The sequence below is a fragment of the Streptomyces sp. NBC_01264 genome (genome assembly GCF_026340675.1).
In the GTDB taxonomy this organism is placed as follows: Bacteria; Actinomycetota; Actinomycetes; order Streptomycetales; family Streptomycetaceae; genus Streptomyces.
Map to the genome: position 1 here is coordinate 6373049 of NZ_JAPEOX010000001.1, position 16361 is coordinate 6389409.

General features: G+C 71.0%; 15 protein-coding genes and 2 tRNA genes. 10 read left to right on the plus strand and 7 right to left on the minus strand.

Translation table 11 applies throughout. The features are described 5' to 3' along the window. Positions 1 to 60 precede the first annotated feature (60 nt). The 4 genes from OG435_RS29950 (at position 61) to OG435_RS29965 (ending at position 5345) form a co-directional block, all read left to right on the plus strand. Positions 61 to 2937, plus strand: a complete 2877-nt coding sequence (locus tag OG435_RS29950; protein WP_266882200.1) for a UPF0182 family protein — start codon at positions 61 to 63, stop codon at positions 2935 to 2937. A 44-nt stretch (positions 2938 to 2981) separates the two neighbouring features. Next, positions 2982 to 3055, plus strand: a tRNA-Met gene (locus tag OG435_RS29955). 202 nt (positions 3056 to 3257) lie between these two features. Beyond that, complete coding sequence (locus tag OG435_RS29960; protein WP_266881046.1) at positions 3258 to 5213, plus strand: tetratricopeptide repeat protein; 1956 nt, start codon at positions 3258 to 3260, stop codon at positions 5211 to 5213. 58 nt (positions 5214 to 5271) lie between these two features. Further along, positions 5272 to 5345: transfer RNA gene (locus OG435_RS29965), tRNA-Met, on the plus strand. A 134-nt stretch (positions 5346 to 5479) separates the two neighbouring features. Here the strand turns inward: OG435_RS29965 and OG435_RS29970 are convergent. Further along, on the minus strand, positions 5480 to 5896 hold the full coding sequence (locus tag OG435_RS29970; protein ID WP_266881047.1) for a Fur family transcriptional regulator: 417 nt from the start codon (positions 5894 to 5896) through the stop codon (positions 5480 to 5482). Positions 5897 to 6042: 146 nt separating this feature from the next. Between OG435_RS29970 and OG435_RS29975 the strand changes: the two genes are divergently transcribed. Continuing rightward, the gene (locus tag OG435_RS29975; protein ID WP_266881048.1) at positions 6043 to 7497 is read left to right on the plus strand and encodes a catalase; all 1455 of its coding nucleotides are present in this window, start codon (positions 6043 to 6045) and stop codon (positions 7495 to 7497) included. A gap of 130 nt (positions 7498 to 7627) precedes the next feature. On the opposite strand, the gene OG435_RS29980 is transcribed toward OG435_RS29975, so the two are convergent. Together OG435_RS29980 and hisN are read right to left on the minus strand one after the other, a co-directional pair. After that, positions 7628 to 8029, minus strand: coding sequence for a CBS domain-containing protein (locus OG435_RS29980; RefSeq protein ID WP_266881049.1), 402 nt, complete (start codon positions 8027 to 8029; stop codon positions 7628 to 7630). A gap of 206 nt (positions 8030 to 8235) precedes the next feature. After that, positions 8236 to 9039, minus strand: a complete 804-nt coding sequence (hisN, locus tag OG435_RS29985; protein WP_266881050.1) for a histidinol-phosphatase — start codon at positions 9037 to 9039, stop codon at positions 8236 to 8238. Positions 9040 to 9172: 133 nt separating this feature from the next. Here hisN and OG435_RS29990 point away from each other — a divergent pair, with 133 nt between their 5' ends. Next, entirely contained in the window at positions 9173 to 9772 is a 600-nt protein-coding gene (locus OG435_RS29990; RefSeq protein ID WP_266881051.1) for a TetR/AcrR family transcriptional regulator, read from the plus strand. Here the strand turns inward: OG435_RS29990 and OG435_RS29995 are convergent. The 4 genes from OG435_RS29995 to OG435_RS30010 form a co-directional block, all read right to left on the minus strand. Continuing rightward, positions 9738 to 10061, minus strand: coding sequence for a DMT family transporter (locus OG435_RS29995; protein WP_112447780.1), 324 nt, complete (start codon positions 10059 to 10061; stop codon positions 9738 to 9740). The genes OG435_RS29990 and OG435_RS29995 overlap by 35 nt on opposite strands. Positions 10062 to 10182: 121 nt before the next feature. Then, entirely contained in the window at positions 10183 to 11193 is a 1011-nt protein-coding gene (rsgA, locus tag OG435_RS30000) for a ribosome small subunit-dependent GTPase A (RefSeq protein ID WP_250750325.1), read from the minus strand. Positions 11194 to 11201: 8 nt separating this feature from the next. Then, a complete protein-coding gene (aroA, locus tag OG435_RS30005) occupies positions 11202 to 12563 on the minus strand; it encodes a 3-phosphoshikimate 1-carboxyvinyltransferase (protein WP_266881052.1) in 1362 nt (453 codons plus the stop codon). 141 nt (positions 12564 to 12704) lie between these two features. Beyond that, positions 12705 to 13418 carry a M50 family metallopeptidase gene (locus tag OG435_RS30010; RefSeq protein ID WP_266881053.1) on the minus strand — a complete coding sequence of 238 codons (714 nt, stop codon included), beginning with the start codon at positions 13416 to 13418 and terminating at the stop codon, positions 12705 to 12707. A gap of 53 nt (positions 13419 to 13471) precedes the next feature. Here OG435_RS30010 and OG435_RS30015 point away from each other — a divergent pair, with 53 nt between their 5' ends. The 4 genes from OG435_RS30015 to rsrA all read left to right on the plus strand — a co-directional run bounded on the left by OG435_RS30015 (position 13472) and on the right by rsrA (position 16281). Beyond that, entirely contained in the window at positions 13472 to 14287 is an 816-nt protein-coding gene (locus OG435_RS30015; RefSeq protein WP_266881054.1) for an SOS response-associated peptidase, read from the plus strand. A gap of 49 nt (positions 14288 to 14336) precedes the next feature. Then, positions 14337 to 15008 (plus strand): alpha/beta hydrolase family protein, encoded by a 672-nt coding sequence (locus tag OG435_RS30020; RefSeq protein WP_266881055.1) that lies wholly within the window; start codon positions 14337 to 14339, stop codon positions 15006 to 15008. A 290-nt stretch (positions 15009 to 15298) separates the two neighbouring features. Further along, on the plus strand, positions 15299 to 15943 hold the full coding sequence (locus tag OG435_RS30025; RefSeq protein ID WP_008741505.1) for a sigma-70 family RNA polymerase sigma factor: 645 nt from the start codon (positions 15299 to 15301) through the stop codon (positions 15941 to 15943). Next, positions 15940 to 16281 carry a mycothiol system anti-sigma-R factor gene (gene rsrA / locus OG435_RS30030; RefSeq protein WP_266881056.1) on the plus strand — a complete coding sequence of 114 codons (342 nt, stop codon included), beginning with the start codon at positions 15940 to 15942 and terminating at the stop codon, positions 16279 to 16281. The genes OG435_RS30025 and rsrA overlap by 4 nt, the downstream gene beginning before the upstream one ends. The last annotated feature ends 80 nt before the right edge of the window (positions 16282 to 16361 follow it).

A 16361-nucleotide genomic window follows, 5' to 3' on the forward strand; every position in this document is an offset into this window, starting at 1 on the left:
GAAAACTCATCGCATCACTTACACACAGCGACTTTCGAGGTGCGCACCTTGGCTTTCCAGATGCCGGACCGCGGCGGAGGCCCCTCCGGGCCACGGATGAGAGTCGGCCGCCCGTCCCGGCGCGCCCGGACTCTTCTGATGACCTTGGGCGTGCTTGCCGTCCTGGCCATGGCGTTCATCATGTTCGCCGGCTTCTGGACGGACTGGCTCTGGTTCCGCTCCGTCAACTACTCCACCGTCTTCACCACCACCCTGTGGACCAAGGTCGGCCTCTTCGCCGTCTTCGGCCTCCTCATGGCCGGTGCCGTCGGGCTGAACATCTGGCTGGCCCACCGGCTGCGGCCGCCGCTCAGCGCGATGTCGATGGAGCAGCAGAGCCTCGACCGCTACCGGATGACCGTAGCGCCGTACCGCAAGTGGCTGCTGCTCGGCATCTCCGCGCTGGTCGGCCTGATCGCGGGCGCCTCGGCGGCGGGCCAGTGGAAGACCTGGCTGATGTACGTGAACGGGGTGCCCTTCGGCACGAAGGACCCCCAGTTCAACCTGGACGTGTCGTTCTACACCTTCGACCTGCCCTGGTACCGCTTCCTGCTCGGCTTCGGCTTCGCCGCCGTCGTGCTCTCGGTGATCGCCGCCGCCGTCGTGCACTACCTCTACGGGGGACTACGGGTCACCAGCCCGGGTGCGCGGGCCACCGCCGCGGCGACCGGCCACCTGTCGGTGCTGCTCGGTCTCTTCGTCACGCTCAAGGCGGTCGCGTACTGGCTCGACCGGTACGGCCTCGCCGTGAAGTCCAGCGACTTCAAGGCCGCGGACAACTGGACCGGCCTGCGCTACGTCGACGCCAACGCGTACCTGCCGGCCAAGACGATCCTCGTCGCCATCGCGGCCATCTGCGCGGTGCTGTTCTTCGCGACGCTGTGGCGCCGCACCTGGCAGCTCCCGGTCATCGGCTTCGGCCTGATGGTGCTCTCGGCGATCCTGATCGGCGGGCTGTACCCGGCGATCGTGCAGAAGTTCCAGGTCCAGCCGAACGAGCAGGCCAAGGAATCCCCGTACGTCCAGAAGAACATCAAGGCGACGCGCGACGCCTACGGGGTCGCCGACGCCTCCGTCAAGGACTACCCGGGCCTGCCGGACCCCAAGGCGGACAAGAAGGCGCTCCGCCAGGAGGCCAACTCCACGGCGAGCATCCGCCTGCTCGACCCGAACATCGTGTCCCCGGCCTTCCAGCAGCTCCAGCAGAACAAGGGCTACTACGGTTTCCCGGCCACGCTGGCGGTCGACCGGTACAAGGGCCAGGACACGGTCATCGGGCTCCGTGAGATCAACCTCGCGGGCATCCCGAAGAACAACTGGATCAACGACCACTTCCGTTACACCCACGGATTCGGTGTGGTCGCGGCCAAGGGCACCGAGGTGACCTCGAACGGCGAGCCGCTGTTCACCGAGTCGGGCCTGCCCGCGCGGGGCGACCTCGGGGAGTACGAGCAGCGGATCTACTACGGCGAGCAGACGAAGCAGTACTCGATCGTCGGCGGGCCGCAGAAGGAGCTCGACTACGCCAACGACTCGGGCGAGAAGGAGACCACCTACAAGGGCGACAGCGGGGTGAGCCTGGGCAACCCGGTCAACCGGGCCGCGTACGCCCTGGCCTTCAGCGAGCCGCAGATCCTCTACTCCGGCGCCATCGGCGACGGTTCGAAGATCCTCTACAACCGCACGCCCAAGGAGCGGGTCGAGGCGGTCGCCCCGTGGCTGACGATCGACGGAGCCGTCTACCCGGCGGTGATCGACGGCCGGGTCCAGTGGATCGTGGACGCCTACACCACGACCAACGGCTACCCCTACGCGTCCCGCACGCAGCTCGGGGACAGCACGGCGGACTCGCTGACCAACTCCCAGCGTGCGGTGGTCGCGCAGGAGAACCAGGTCAACTACATCCGCAACTCGGTGAAGGCCACCGTCGACGCCTACGACGGCACGGTGAAGCTGTACCAGTGGGACGCCAAGGACCCGGTCCTCAAGACGTGGATGAAGGCCTTCCCCGGCACGGTGAAGGACAAGAAGGAGATCTCGCCGGCCCTGATGGAGCACCTGCGCTACCCGCAGGACCTCTTCAAGGTGCAGCGTGAGCTGCTGACCCGCTACCACGTCACGGACCCGCAGACCTTCCTCAGCGGCAGCGAGGTCTGGTCGGTCCCGGACGACCCGACCACCAAGGCGGGCACGGCGGTTCCGCCGTACTACCTCTCCATGAAGATGCCGGGCCAGAAGGACCCCAACCAGGCCTTCTCGCTCACCACGACGCTCACGCCGAACGGCAGGGACAACCTGAGCGCCTTCATGGCGGTCAACGCCGATCCCACCACCGCGGACTACGGGAAGATCCAGCTGCTGAAGCTGCCCACCCAGAACCCGGTGGACGGCCCGAAGCTCGTCCAGGCGAGATTCAACTCCAAGCCGGAGATCGCCCAGGAGATCAACATCCTGAGCCGGGGCGATTCCCAGGTGGAGTACGGCAACCTGCTCACGGTCCCGCTCGACAAGGGAATGCTCTACGTCGAGCCGGTGTACGTGCGCGGCGGCGGCCTCAAGTACCCGCTGCTGAAGAAGGTCCTGGTGACCTACGGGGACCAGACGGCCTTCGAGGACACGCTGGAGAAGGCGCTGAACGTGGTGTTCGGGGCCGAGTCGGCGACCACGCCGCCGACCACTCCGCCGGGCGACGGGACCACCACCCCGCCGCCGACCAGCCAGGACCCGACGGTCAAGGCGGCCCTCGCGGACGCGCAGAAGGCGGTCGACGACGCCGACAAGGCGCTCAAGGCCGGCGACTGGGCGGCGTACGGAAAGGCCCAGAGCGATCTGCAGGCCGCGCTGAAGCGGGCGATCGACGCCGAGGCGAAGGTGACGGCTCCGGCGCCCACCGGATAGCGGTAATGGTTCCACCCCGCGTCGTGCTACTGTTGGTTTACCGACGCGGGGTGGAGCAGCTCGGTAGCTCGCTGGGCTCATAACCCAGAGGTCGCAGGTTCAAATCCTGTCCCCGCTACTAAAGACGAAGGCCCGGATCCGATGGATCCGGGCCTTCGTCATGCCCAATCGAGTTTTTCGCCGACTCGGGGTCACTGGGGAGGGTGAGTTGGGGTGTGAGCGTGTTTGACTTGTCTCTCTGTGGGCATGTCGACAAAACGCTGTAGTGACCTCACTGACTGCGACATACCAGGTGTACGCGGGTAGCAGGTGATGCGACGATGGGATTTATGGGGGACAGGTCAACTCTGCTGGAGACAGGGCGGTTTGTGAGGGCGGACTCCGAATCGGAACCGGAGGCCGATGGGGCGGCTCAGGCCGTTGACGTGCAGACCGCGATGACCACGCGGGCGGCACGGACCACGGCCACGGCGCCGACCACGCCGGACGTATCGGACGTGTCAGCCGCGTCGGTCGCGTCAGCCGTGTCAGCCGTGTCAGTCGACGAGTTGTTCGACGACGCGGTCTTCGCGCTGACCGACGCGGCCAGCGATGCCGCGCTGGAGGCCCGGCACCGGGTCGCCGCCGACAAGGGGGACCCGGGCGCGATGAGCGTACTCGGGGCCCTCCTGCTGCGCCGCGGCGACCTCGCGGGAGCCGAGCCGTACCTGCGCGGGGCGACCGGCGCGGGCGACCGCGCGGCCGCCAACAACCTGGGCGTCCTGCTGCACCAGCGCGGCTACCCCGAGGAGGCCGCCGGCTGGTGGCGGGTGGCCGCCGTGGCCGGATCCGCTCCCGCCGCGCACGCCCTGGGCCGCCACTACCGCGAGCGGGGCGACGAGCCCGCCGCCGAGTACTGGATGCGCCAGGCGGCGGAATCCGGCCACGCCCTGGGGGCCTACGGCCTCGCCGACCTGCTGGAGCACCGCGGGGACAAGGGTGTCGAGCGGTGGTTCCGCGCTGCCGCGGAACAGGGGCACCGCGAGGCCGCGTACCGGTTGGCCCGGCACCTGCGCAAGGGCGACCCGGCCGAGGCCGAGCAGTGGTACCGGCAGGCCGCCGCGCGCGGCCACCGGCGCGCCGGGCTGCACCTGGGCGCGCTGCTGGAGGCCCGAGGGGAGCTCAAGGAAGCCGGACGCTGGTACCTCACCTCCGCCAAGCAGGGCGAGGCGCGGGCGGCCTGCGCCCTCGGCTTCCTGCTGCGCGACGCCGGCGACGAGGAGAACGCCGCCACCTGGTGGCTCCGCGCCGCGCAGGACGGCGACGGCAACGCGGCGAACGCGCTCGGCGCCCTGCACGCCGCGCGCGGCGAGACCCAGACGGCCGAGAAGTGGTACCGGGCCGCGATGGACGCGGGCGACCAGAACGGTGCGTACAACCTCGCGCTGCTCTGCGCCGCGCAGGAGCGGACCGGGCCGGCCGAGCAGTGGTACCGGCGCGCCGCGTACGCGGGACACCGCGAGGCGGCCAACGCGCTGGCCATCCTGCTGCTGCAGGGCGGTGACGCGGAGGGCGCCGAGCCGTGGTTCTCGAAGGCGGCGGAGGCGGGCAGCGTGGACGCCGCCTTCAACCTGGGGATCCTCTTCGCCAGCCGGGACGAGGACCGCACCGCCCTCAAGTGGTACGAGCGGGCGGCGTCGGCGGGACACACCGACGCGGCGCTCCAGGTCGGCATCGCGCTGGTCCGCGACGGCGAGGAGCGGGCGGCCGAGCGGCACCTGCGCTGCGCGGCCGGTGGCGGCAGCGCGGAGGCGGCCTTCCGGCTGGCCGCGCTGCTGGAGTCGCTGGCCCCGCCGCCGGAGCCGGTGGCCCTGGGCGAGCCGGTGGGCGGAGCCGAGCGCACCGAGAGCGAGGAGTGGTACGAGCGGGCCGCCGAGCTGGGGCACCGGCGTGCCCAGGTCCGGGTCGGCATGCTGGCCGCCGCGCGGGGCGAGCTGGGGGCCGCGGCGCGGTGGTACCGGGAGGCGGCGGAGGCCGGCTCCCGCAACGGCGCCTTCAATCTGGGGCTGCTGCTGGCGCGCGAGGGCAACGAGCCCGAGGCGGCGCTGTGGTGGACCCGGGCGGCGGTGGCGGGCCACGGCCGGGCGGCGCTGCGGCTCGGCCTGCTCGCGGCCCGGCAGGGAGACCTGACGGAGGGGCAGAAGTGGTGCGTGCGCGCCATGGAACTGGGCCCCGCGGAGGTCTCCGAGCGGGCGGCCCGGCTGCGCGAGGCGCTGGCCGAGGAGCTGTCCGCGTAGACCCCGGTTAACCGATTTGCATCTGCTCGCCGTGCTCGCGTAGAGTCAGGTTTACCGACGCGGGGTGGAGCAGCTCGGTAGCTCGCTGGGCTCATAACCCAGAGGTCGCAGGTTCAAATCCTGTCCCCGCTACTGAAGAACCGAAGGCTCGGATCCTCTGGATCCGGGCCTTCGGTCGTTTCGCACGCTGAATGCGAAGGCGAAGGCGAGAACGCAGAAGGCCGGGAGCTCGATGAGCTCCCGGCCTTCTGCGTGGACTCGGTTCGTTACGCCCCGGCGCAGTTCGGGCACACGCCGCGGTACGTGACCTCGACCGTGGACACCGTGAAGCCGAAGCGCTCCGTGTCCGGCAGGTCGGCCAGCGGGTTGCCCGCCGGGTGCACGTCGCGGATCGCCCCGCACTGTGCGCACACCAGGTGCTGGTGGGGGCGGTGGGCGTTCGGGTCGTACCGCTTGGCGCGCCGGTCCGTGGAAACCTCCAGGACCTCGCCCAGGGTGACGAGCTCGCCCAGCGTGTTGTAGACGGTCGCGCGAGAGATCTCCGGCAGCCTGTCCACGGCGCGCGCGTGCACCTCGTCGGCCGTCAGGTGAACGTGGTCACCGTCGAGCACCTCGGCCACGACGCGCCGCTGTGCGGTCATGCGCCATCCGCGTCCGCGAAGTCGTTCCAGCAGGTCACTCATGTACGCAGCCTAACAGCGAGGGGATTCGGTGTAACTCCCGAATCAGTGTCGACTTGGATGCTTACTTGACTTAGACAAAGTCCATCGTAGGATCGGTTACGTTAGGGCGCAGGACAGGTTTGCAGCAAATTTACGCAGGAGGCACAGTGACGACGCAGGGACCGCTCACCACGGAGGCCGGAGCTCCGGTAGCTGACAACCAGAACAGCGAGACCGCCGGCATCGGCGGCCCCGCCCTGGTCCAGGACCAGCTGCTGCTGGAGAAGCTCGCGCACTTCAACCGCGAGCGCATCCCGGAGCGCGTGGTGCACGCCCGTGGCGCCGGTGCGTACGGCACGTTCACGCTGACCCGCGACGTCTCGCAGTGGACCCGGGCGAAGTTCCTGTCCGAGGTCGGCAAGGAGACCGAGACCTTCCTGCGCTTCTCCACCGTCGCCGGCAACCTCGGCTCCGCCGACGCCGTGCGCGACCCCCGCGGCTGGGCGCTGAAGTTCTACACCGAAGAGGGCAACTACGACCTCGTCGGCAACAACACCCCGGTGTTCTTCATCAAGGACGCCATCAAGTTCCCCGACTTCATCCACACCCAGAAGCGCGACCCGTACACGGGCTCGCAGGAGGCGGACAACGTCTGGGACTTCTGGGGTCTGTCGCCCGAGTCCACCCACCAGGTGACCTGGCTGTTCGGTGACCGCGGCATCCCGGCGTCCTACCGCCACATGAACGGCTACGGCTCGCACACGTTCCAGTGGAACAACGAGGCCGGCGAGGTCTTCTGGGTCAAGTACCACTTCAAGACCGACCAGGGCATCAAGAACCTCACCCAGGCCGAGGCCAACCAGCTCGCCGGCGAGGACCCCGACTCGCACCAGCGCGACCTGCGCGAGTCCATCGAGCGCGGCGAGTTCCCGTCCTGGACCGTGCAGGTCCAGATCATGCCGGCGGCCGAGGCGGCCGAGTACCGCTTCAACCCGTTCGACCTCACCAAGGTGTGGCCGCACGAGGACTACCCGCCGATCGAGATCGGCAAGCTGGAGCTCAACCGCAACCCGGAGAACGTCTTCGCCGAGGTCGAGCAGTCGATCTTCTCCCCGGCGCACTTCGTCCCCGGCATCGGTCCGTCCCCGGACAAGATGCTCCAGGGCCGTCTCTTCGGCTACGGCGACGCCCACCGCTACCGCGTCGGCATCAACGCCGACCACCTGCCGGTGAACCGTCCGCACGCCACCGAGGCGCGCACCAACTCCCGTGACGGCTACCTGTACGACGGCCGCCACAAGGGTGCGAAGAACTACGAGCCGAACAGCTTCGGCGGCCCGCACCAGACGGACCGTCCGCTGTGGCAGCCGGTCGCGCTGACGGGCGGCACGGGCAACCACGCGGCGCCCGTCCACTCCGAGGACAACGACTTCGTCCAGGCGGGCAACCTCTACCGCCTGTACTCGGAGGACGAGAAGACCCGTCTGGTCGAGAACCTCTCCGGCTTCATCGCCAAGGTCTCCCGCGACGACATCGTCGAGCGTGCGATCAACAACTTCCGCCAGGCGGACGGTGACTTCGGCAAGCGTCTCGAGGCCGCGGTCCAGGCCCTCCGCGCCTGACACCCCTTTGCGGCTAAACCGCCGCCGCTCTCGCGGATGTGGTTGCTCGCCGTAGGGGCATCTCAATTGATGGTTGCTCGCCGAAACAGGAGGGCCGGATTCCCGTCAGGGGGTCCGGCCCTCCCGGCGTTCAGCTCGCCAGCTCGGCCGTGCGGCGCCGGCTCGGGGCCCAGCAGCGGATGACATCGCGTACGGACACGATGCCCACCGGGCCGCCGTGCTCCAGGACGATCAGATGACGGAAGCCGCCGTGGGCCATCGCCTCGGCGGCTTCCTGCACGGTGGCGTCAGGGGTGCAGAAGACCACGTTGTTGGTGGTGTGCGCGCCCACGGACTCCCGGTCGGGATCGTGGCCCGCGCCGATCGAGTTGAGGATGTCGCGCTCGGTCAGGATGCCGATGCCGCTGTGTTCGGGATCGAGGACGACGGCGGCGCCGACGCGCCGGCCCGACATCAGGCAGGCCGCCTGCCGCAGGGTGTGAGTGGGGCCGAGGGTGAGGATCACGGTGCTCATGGCGTCACGGACGAGCATGAAGAGAGCCACCTCCTGGTGAGTCCCTCCGCTTGGGTGGGTGCGCACGCAGGGCCGCACTTAGAGAAGCCCTTCACAAGCGCACAAACGGAGGAGTCTCAGATTCCCACGCACACGGAGTGTCAGCAAGGAGGCGCGTAAGGCGCACATTCGGCACGGACGGGCGCAGGCCACCGGCGCGGCGGCGCGCACCCGTCCCGTGAACGTCAGCCGCGCGGGCGCAGCAGCTCCAGCATCTGTGCGTGCAGCAGCCCGTTGGAGGCCGCCGCGTTGCCGCCGTGCACGCCGTCCACCCCGTCGAGCGAGGTGAAGCGGCCGCCGGCCTCCTCCACCACGACCACCAGGGCCGCCATGTCCCACAGGTTCAGCTCCGGCTCGGCGCACAGGTCGAGCGAGCCCTCGGCGACCATCATGTACGGCCAGAAGTCGCCGTAGCCCCGGGTACGCCAGCACGCGCGGGTCAGGTCCAGGAAGCCGGACAGCCGCCCCTGCTCCTCCCAGCCGCTCAGCGAGGAGTAGGCGAAGGAGGCATCGGCGAGGCTCGCGACCTTGGAGACGCCGAGCGCGGTGGTCGCGCCGAGGGCGCCCCCGGTGAAGGCGCCCCGGCCGCGCGCCGCCCACCAGCGGCGGCCCAGCGCCGGCGCGGACACCACGCCGACGACGGGACGGAAGACGCCGTCGGCCTGCTCCTCCATGAGGGAGATCAGCGTCGCCCACACCGGAACGCCGCGCACGTAGTTCTTCGTACCGTCGATCGGGTCCACGACCCAGCGGCGCGGGCCGTCGCCCTTGAGGCCGTACTCCTCGCCCAGGATCGCGTCGGTGGGCCGCGAGGCGGCGATCCCGGCTCGGATGATCTCCTCGGTGGCGGTGTCCGCCTCGCTCACCGGGGTCATGTCGGGCTTGGTCTCGACCTTGAGGTCGAGGGCGCGGAACCGCTCCATCGTGGCGACGTCCGCCGCATCGGCGAGTTCGAGGGCAAGGCGCAGGTCATCGTCATACTCGGGCATGCCAGAACCCTACCGAGGAGGCCGGGGCGGCGGGGCGGGCGTCCACGGTGCGGCACGGGCGCCCTTGACAGGATCTGTCGGTCCGTCAACTCTGACGGAGATGCCGACCGGAGGCGTCACAGGGGAGGCGGCGGTGCCCACGGCCCGGGAGTCCTTGCTCGAAGCGGCGGGAGCGGCGCTCGTGGCGCGCCCGTGGCCCACCGTGCGGATGATCGACGTGGCGGCCGCCGCCGGGGTCTCGCGGCAGACCCTCTACAACGAGTTCGCGGGCAAGACGGGCCTGGGCCACGCCCTGGTCCGGCGGGACGCCGCCTGGTACCTGGAGGGGGTCGACCGGGCCCTGTCCGCCCCGGGCTCCGCGGCCGAGCGGCTGGCGGCGGTCGCGGAGTGGACCGTGCGCGCGGGCCGCGACCGCCCTCTCGTACGGGCCCTGCTGACGGGGTGCTGGAACGGCAACTTACCCGTCCCGGCCGGCCGCGGGGTCCGGCCGGGGCTGCCCGCGCTGGGGCCCGACGAGCTGATCCGCGGGGTCCGCGAGCGGGCCCGCGCCGCGTTCGGGGCGCAGGACGGGGCCGACGAAGGAGCCCAGCGGTGCGAGCTCGCCGTGCGGCTCGCGCTGTCCTACCTGATAGCCCCGGCCGAACCGCCGGGGACGGGCCGGGCCGGGCTGCTCCGGCTGCTCAGTGGGACGAGCCCGATCAGTGGGACGAGCCCGAGAGCTGGAGCCCGATGACGCCGAGGATCACCAGCGAGATCGAGACGAGCTTGAGGGTGGAGACCAGATCCCCGAGGAAGACCATCCCGTAGATCGCCGTACCGGCCGCCCCGATGCCGGTCCACACCGCGTAGGCCGGTCCCACGTCCAGCTTCTTCAGGGCCAGCGTCAGCAGACCGAAGCTGCCGAGCGCGAAGCACGCGAAGGCGATGGTCGGCCACAGCCGGGTGAAGCCGTGCGACAGCTTGAGGCAGACCGCGAACCCCGTTTCCAGGATCCCGGCGACCACGACCAGCAGCCACGCCATGGCGTATGCCTCCCCGCGTCATGTGACGCGCTCACGGGCCGGGCCCGAGCGTCACTTGGTGCGATTATGCATTTACCAGACATCGGGCGCGGCAAACCCCGCCGGTGCTTCACCCCTGGGATCAGTCGCCCTCGCGGCGCTCCCGCGTCTGCAGGAGCCGCCGCAGCGAGTACAGCCGCGCCGGATCCGCGTGGCCGTCCTCGACCCACTTGTCGAGCGCGCAGTCCGGCTCGTCGTGGCTGCACGCGCGCGGGCACCCCTCGGTCCCCGGCACCAGCTCCGGGAAGGCCAGGATGACCCGGGACGGGTCCACGTGGTGCAGGCCGAAGGACCGTACGCCCGGGGTGTCGATGACCCAGCCGTCCCCGCCCGGCAGCGGCAGCGCGAGCGCCGAGGTGGTGGTGTGCCGGCCGCGGCCGGTCACCGCGTTGACGACGCCGGTCGCGCGCTGGCGGCCCTCGGCGACCAGCGAGTTCACCAGCGTGGTCTTGCCGACGCCGGAATGTCCGACGAAGGCGGTGATCCGGCCGTTCAGGCGCTCGCGCACCCGCTCGGCCGCGTCGCCCGTCGCCAGCTCCTCGCGGTTGGTGACCACGTAGTTCAGGCCGAAGGTCGAGTAGATCTCCAGGATCTTGTCCGCGGAGGTCAGGTCGGACTTCGTGAGCACCAGCAGCGGTTCCAGCCCGGCGTCGTACGCGGCCACCAGGCAGCGGTCGATCATCCTGGGGCGCGGTTCCGGATCGGCCAGCGCCGTCACGATGGCCAGCTGGTCGGCGTTGGCGACGACGACGCGCTCGTACGGATCGTCGTCGTCGGCCGTGCGGCGCAGCACGGACTTGCGCGCCTCGATCCGCACGATGCGGGCGAGGGTGTCCTTCTTGCCGGACAGGTCACCGACGATCCAGACCCGGTCCCCGACCACCGCCGCCTTGCGGCCCAGCTCACGGGCCTTCATCGCGTGCACCGGACGGTCCTCGACCAGGCAGGTGAGCCGGCCGCGGTCCACGGTCAGGACGAATCCCTCGGCCGCGTCCTCGTGCTTGGGGCGGATGGTCGTACGCGGCCGGTTGCCCTTGGGGTTGGGCCGCTGGCGGATGTCGTCCTCGTCGGTGTGCTTCCCGTACCTGCGCATGACCGGCCCTACGCTCCCACGCCCGCCGGAGCCGCTTCGGCCCGGGCGAGCATGTCCGCCCACATCTTCGGGAAGTCCGGCAGGGTCTTCGCGGTCGTCGCCACGTTCTCGATGAGCACGCCCTCCACCGCCAGACCGATCACCGCGCCGGCCGTGGCCATCCGGTGGTCGTCGTACGTGTGGAACGTGCCGCCGTGCAGGGCGCGCGGCCGGATCCGCAGACCGTCCGCGGTCTCCGTGACATCGCCGCCCAGCCCGTTGATCTCCTTGGTGAGCGCCGCCAGCCGGTCCGTCTCGTGCAGCCGCAGGTGCGCGACTCCGCGCAGCACCGACTCCGAGTCGGCCAGCGCCGCGACCGCCGCGATGCCCGGGGTGAGTTCGCCGACCTCGCGCAGGTCCACGTCGATGCCGTGGATCTTGCCGGTGCCGGTGAAGACCAGGCCCGCGTCCGTCAGCTCGCAGGAGCCGCCCATCTCGGTGAAGATCCGGCGCAGCGCGTCACCGGGCTGGGTGGTGCGGCGCGGCCAGTCCGGGATGGTGACCGTGCCGCCGGTGATCAGGGCCGCCGCCATGAAGGGCTGCGCGTTGGACAGGTCCGGCTCCACGACCAGGTCGCGGCCGAGCAGGGCGCCGGGGGCGACCCGCCAGACGTTCTTCTCGCCGCCCGACTCGGGGGTGTCGACCTGGGCGCCCGCCGCGCGCAGCATCTCCACGGTCATCCGGATGTGCGGCATGGACGGCAGGTTGGTGCCCACGTGCCGGACCTCGACGCCCTGGTTGAAGCGCGGGGCGGAGAGCAGCAGCGCGGAGACGAACTGCGAGGAGTTGCTCGCGTCGATCTCGACGGTCCCGCCCTCCAGGGCCCCGCCGCCCTGGACGGTCAGCGGCAGCGCCCCGCGGCCGTCGTCGTCGATGCGGGCGCCGAGCGTGCGCAGCGCCGTGATGACCTGGCCGAGGGGGCGCTCGTAGGAGCGCGGGTCGCCGTCGAAGCGGATGTCGCCGGAGGCGAGGGTGGCGACGGGCGGGAGGAAGCGCATGACCGTGCCCGCGTTGCCGACGTCGACCGTGGCCGGTCCGTGCAACGCGGTCGGGATGACGCGCCAGGCCTCGCCGGCCTGGCCCTCGCCGGCGGAGCTGGAGGAAACCGTTTCCTCGATGCCGACGCCCAGCGCGCGCAGCGCGTCGGACATCAGCTGGGAGTCGCGCGAACGCAGCGGGCGGCGCACCCAGCCCGGCTCGGAGGCGAGCGCGGCGAGCACGAGGGCGCGGTTGGTGACCGATTTGGACCCGGGCACGGTGACGGTGGCCTGGACGGCGGTGTCGGCGAGCGGGGCGGGCCAGAGGGCGGGGAGCGCGGGGGTCTCGGTCATGGCCACCACTTTAGTGGCTTCCCATGGCCACAGATCTTGATCACCGGGGGAGTCTCGGCGGGCGGACGGCCGGGGGCCCGGGCCGGTCCGTGGGACGGCGGCGCCGGGGCAGCGGCCGGGCAGGGGCTGAGCTGCGGCCGGTCAGAGGGCGAGCAGCCAGCGGCCGCCGCCGATGAGCGAGCACAGCGCCACCACGTGGAAGAGCAGCAGCCACACCACCGGGTGCACATGGGTGAGCCGTCCGAGCTGGTCCGCGTCGGAGTCGGGCGCCGCGCCTCCCCGGCGCTTGGCCCCGAGCTCGAAGACCGGCCGGACGCCGCCGAGGAGCAGGAACCACACCACGGCGTAGGCGAAGACCGCCTGCACGTCCGCCGGGGCGAGCCAGGAGACCAGGACGAAGGTGGCGCCCGTGAGCACCACCGTCAGCAGCCCGTACGCGTTGCGGATCATCACCAGCACCGCCAGCAGCAGCGCGGTCGCCGCCCACAGCAGCAGGGTGATCCGGTGCGCGGAGAGCAGGGCCGCCCCGCCGAGACCGAGCAGGGAGGGCGCCGTGTACCCGGCGGCGGCCGTGAGGACCATGCCGAGGCCGGTGGGCTTGCCGCGGCTGACGGTGACCCCGCTGGTGTCCGAGTGCAGCCGGATCCCGTCCAGGCTGCGGCCGGTCAGCAGCGCCAGCAGGCCGTGGCCGCCCTCGTGCGCGATGGTGATCGCGTTGCGCGACAGCCGCCACACCGGCCGGGGGCCCACCGCGACGAGCGCCACCAGCCCCGTCGCGATCACCAGCCACTGGTCGGGCGCCGCCTGTATGCCGGTGAGCCGGTCCCAGAGGCCGGCCGCGGTGCTGGTGTTCATGAGGTGGCGGACTCCTTGTGGTGGCGATCGGGTGACATGGCAGTGTGGCAGCCATGTGCGGTAGGTATGCAGCGAGTCGTGGGCCGGAGGAGCTGGCCGAGGTCTTCGGGGTGGAGCGGTGGGAGCCGGAGGAGGTGCTGGCCCCGGACTGGAACGTGGCTCCGACGAAAGAGGTCCACGTGATCCTCGACCGTCCTCTGAAAGACGCTCCGAGCAGGCGTCCGGTTCGCCAGCTGAGGGTCCTGAAATGGGGACTGGTCCCGTCCTGGGCGCAGAACCCCGACGGCGCCGCCCGGATGATCAACGCCCGGTCCGAAACCATCGCCGAGAAGCCCTCCTTCCGCCGCCCCTTCGCGCAGCGCCGCTGCATCGTTCCCGCGGACGGCTACTACGAGTGGGTCACCGCCCACGACGAGCGGGAACTGGAGGTCGAGGGCAAGAGGAAGCGGGCGCGCAAGCAGCCCTACTTCGTCCTCCCCTCCGACGGCTCCGTCTTCGCCATGGCCGGGATATACGAGTTCTGGCGCGACCGGACCCTGCCCGACGAGCACCCGCTCGCCTGGTGGGCCACCTGCTCCGTGATCACCGCCGAGGCCGAGACCGGCCCGCTCGGCGTCGCCCCCGCCGAGGGACCGCGCTCGCTCGCCGACATCCACCCCCGGATGCCCCTGATGCTCACCCCGGACCGGTGGGACGCCTGGCTGGACCCGGCGCGGACCGACCCCGACGAGCTCCAGGCCCTGTTGGCCCCGCCGCCCGGCGGGCTGATGCGCGCCTATCCGGTGTCCACGGCCGCGAGCAACGTCCGCAACAACGGGCCCGAACTGCTGGCGGAACTGGACGGGCCGGAGGAGGGCACGCTCTTCTGACGGCCCGGGCGTCACCCGGGCGGCCGCCGCCGACCGGCATGATCGGGGCATGAGCAGCACGCGCGCCGAGCGCACCGAGACGATCGGCACCCCGGCGGGCGAGGCCCGCATCACCTGGCACCCGGCCCCGGCGGCCGGGGCCCGCCTGGTGCTCGCCCTGGGCCACGGAGCCGGCGGCGGGATCGAGGCCCGCGACCTCCGGGCCCTGGCCGCCGCCCTGCCCGCCCTGGGGATCACCGTGGCCCTGGCCGAGCAGCCCTGGCGGGTCGCCGGCAAGAAGGTCGCCGCCGCGCCCAAGGTGCTGGACGCGGGCTGGCACGCCCTGTGGCCCGCCTTCGCGGAGCCCGGGCTGCCCGTCGTCGCGGGCGGCCGCAGCGCCGGGGCCCGGGTGGCCTGCCGGACCGCAGCGGAGCTGGGCGCGGCCGGGGTGCTCGCGCTGGCCTTCCCGCTGCACCCGCCGGGCCGGCCGGAGAAGTCCCGGGCCGAGGAGCTGCTGGGCGCCGGGCGGCCGACGCTGGTGGTCCAGGGAGGCCGCGACGCCTTCGGGCGGCCGGAGGAGTTCCCGGCGCGGGGAGCGCGCGGAGCCTCGTACGAGCTGGTGGAGGTGGAGGGCGGGGACCACGGCTTCGCCGTGCCGAAGCGGACCGGTCCCACGCAGGAGGAGGCCCTGATGGTGATCACCGGGGCGGTGGCGGAGTGGCTCGGTCGGCTGCCGGTGTGACCTACGCCCCGGTCCCGTAGCGACTTTGGTCCGGAAACCGGGCCCCGCCGGGGAATGTGCCGCAGCGGCCCTCTGTTGTCCCGGATGTCGGTACGCACAGGAACACGTCGGAGGAGAGGCAACGCATGACCCAGGTCATCAGCCAGAACCGTCCGCAGGCCGCTGACCTGGACTGGACAGTGCTGCCCGCGCCCAAGCGCGGCACGGTTCGGGCGGCGGGCGACCGGGAAGGTCGACTATTCTCCGATTCGAGCGGGTCCGCTTTCGGAGTCGCCACGCAGTCGGAGGAGGTGGGTCCTGTCGCTGGGACCGACGAAGGCCACGCGGAGGAGACGACCCCGGAGCGCAATGCGCGCTTCGAGAGGGACGCCCTCGGCTACCTCGACCAGATGTACTCGGCCGCCCTGCGCATGACGCGCAATCCGGCCGACGCCGAGGACCTGGTCCAGGAGACGTACGCGAAGGCATACGCGTCCTTCCACCAGTTCCGCGAGGGCACCAACCTGAAGGCGTGGCTGTACCGCATTCTGACCAACACCTTCATCAACTCGTACCGCAAGAAGCAGCGCGAACCCCAGCGCAGTGCGGCCGAGGAGATCGAGGACTGGCAGCTCGCGCGCGCCGAGTCGCACATGTCGACGGGCTTGCGTTCCGCCGAGTCGCAGGCTCTCGATCACCTGCCCGATTCCGACGTGAAGGAAGCGCTCCAGGCCATTCCGGAGGAGTTCCGCATCGCGGTCTATCTTGCCGACGTAGAGGGCTTTGCGTACAAGGAGATCGCGGACATCATGGGTACACCCATCGGTACGGTCATGTCGCGACTGCACCGTGGACGCCGTCAACTCCGTGGAATGCTTGAGGACTACGCCCGTGAGCGCGGGCTCGTCCCGGCCGGCGCGGGGGAGTCGAACGACCTGAAAGGCTCGGGCTCATGAGCTGCGGAGACGCACACGAGACGGAGTGCTCGGAGGTCCTGGACCACCTTTATGAGTTCCTGGACCAGGAGATGCCCGACAGCGACTGCACGAAGTTCGAGGCGCACTTCGGCGAGTGCAATCCCTGTCTGGAGAAGTACGGCCTGGAGCAGGCCGTGAAGAAGCTGGTCAAGCGCTGCTGCGGCTCGGACGACGTGCCGACCGATCTGCGCTCGAAGGTGATGGGACGGATCGAGCTCATCCGTTCGGGGCAGGCCGTGCCGGATCATGACATCACGGCCGCCCCGCCCGAGCCGGCGGTCGCCGCCGAGCCCGTGCCGGGATCCGCGACGGGCTGAATGCCGAAAATCGGCCAGGTTCGCCGATGAAGTAGTGCCCGATTGAACAATCTTGAACGGCCGCCCCCGGAAGGCCACTT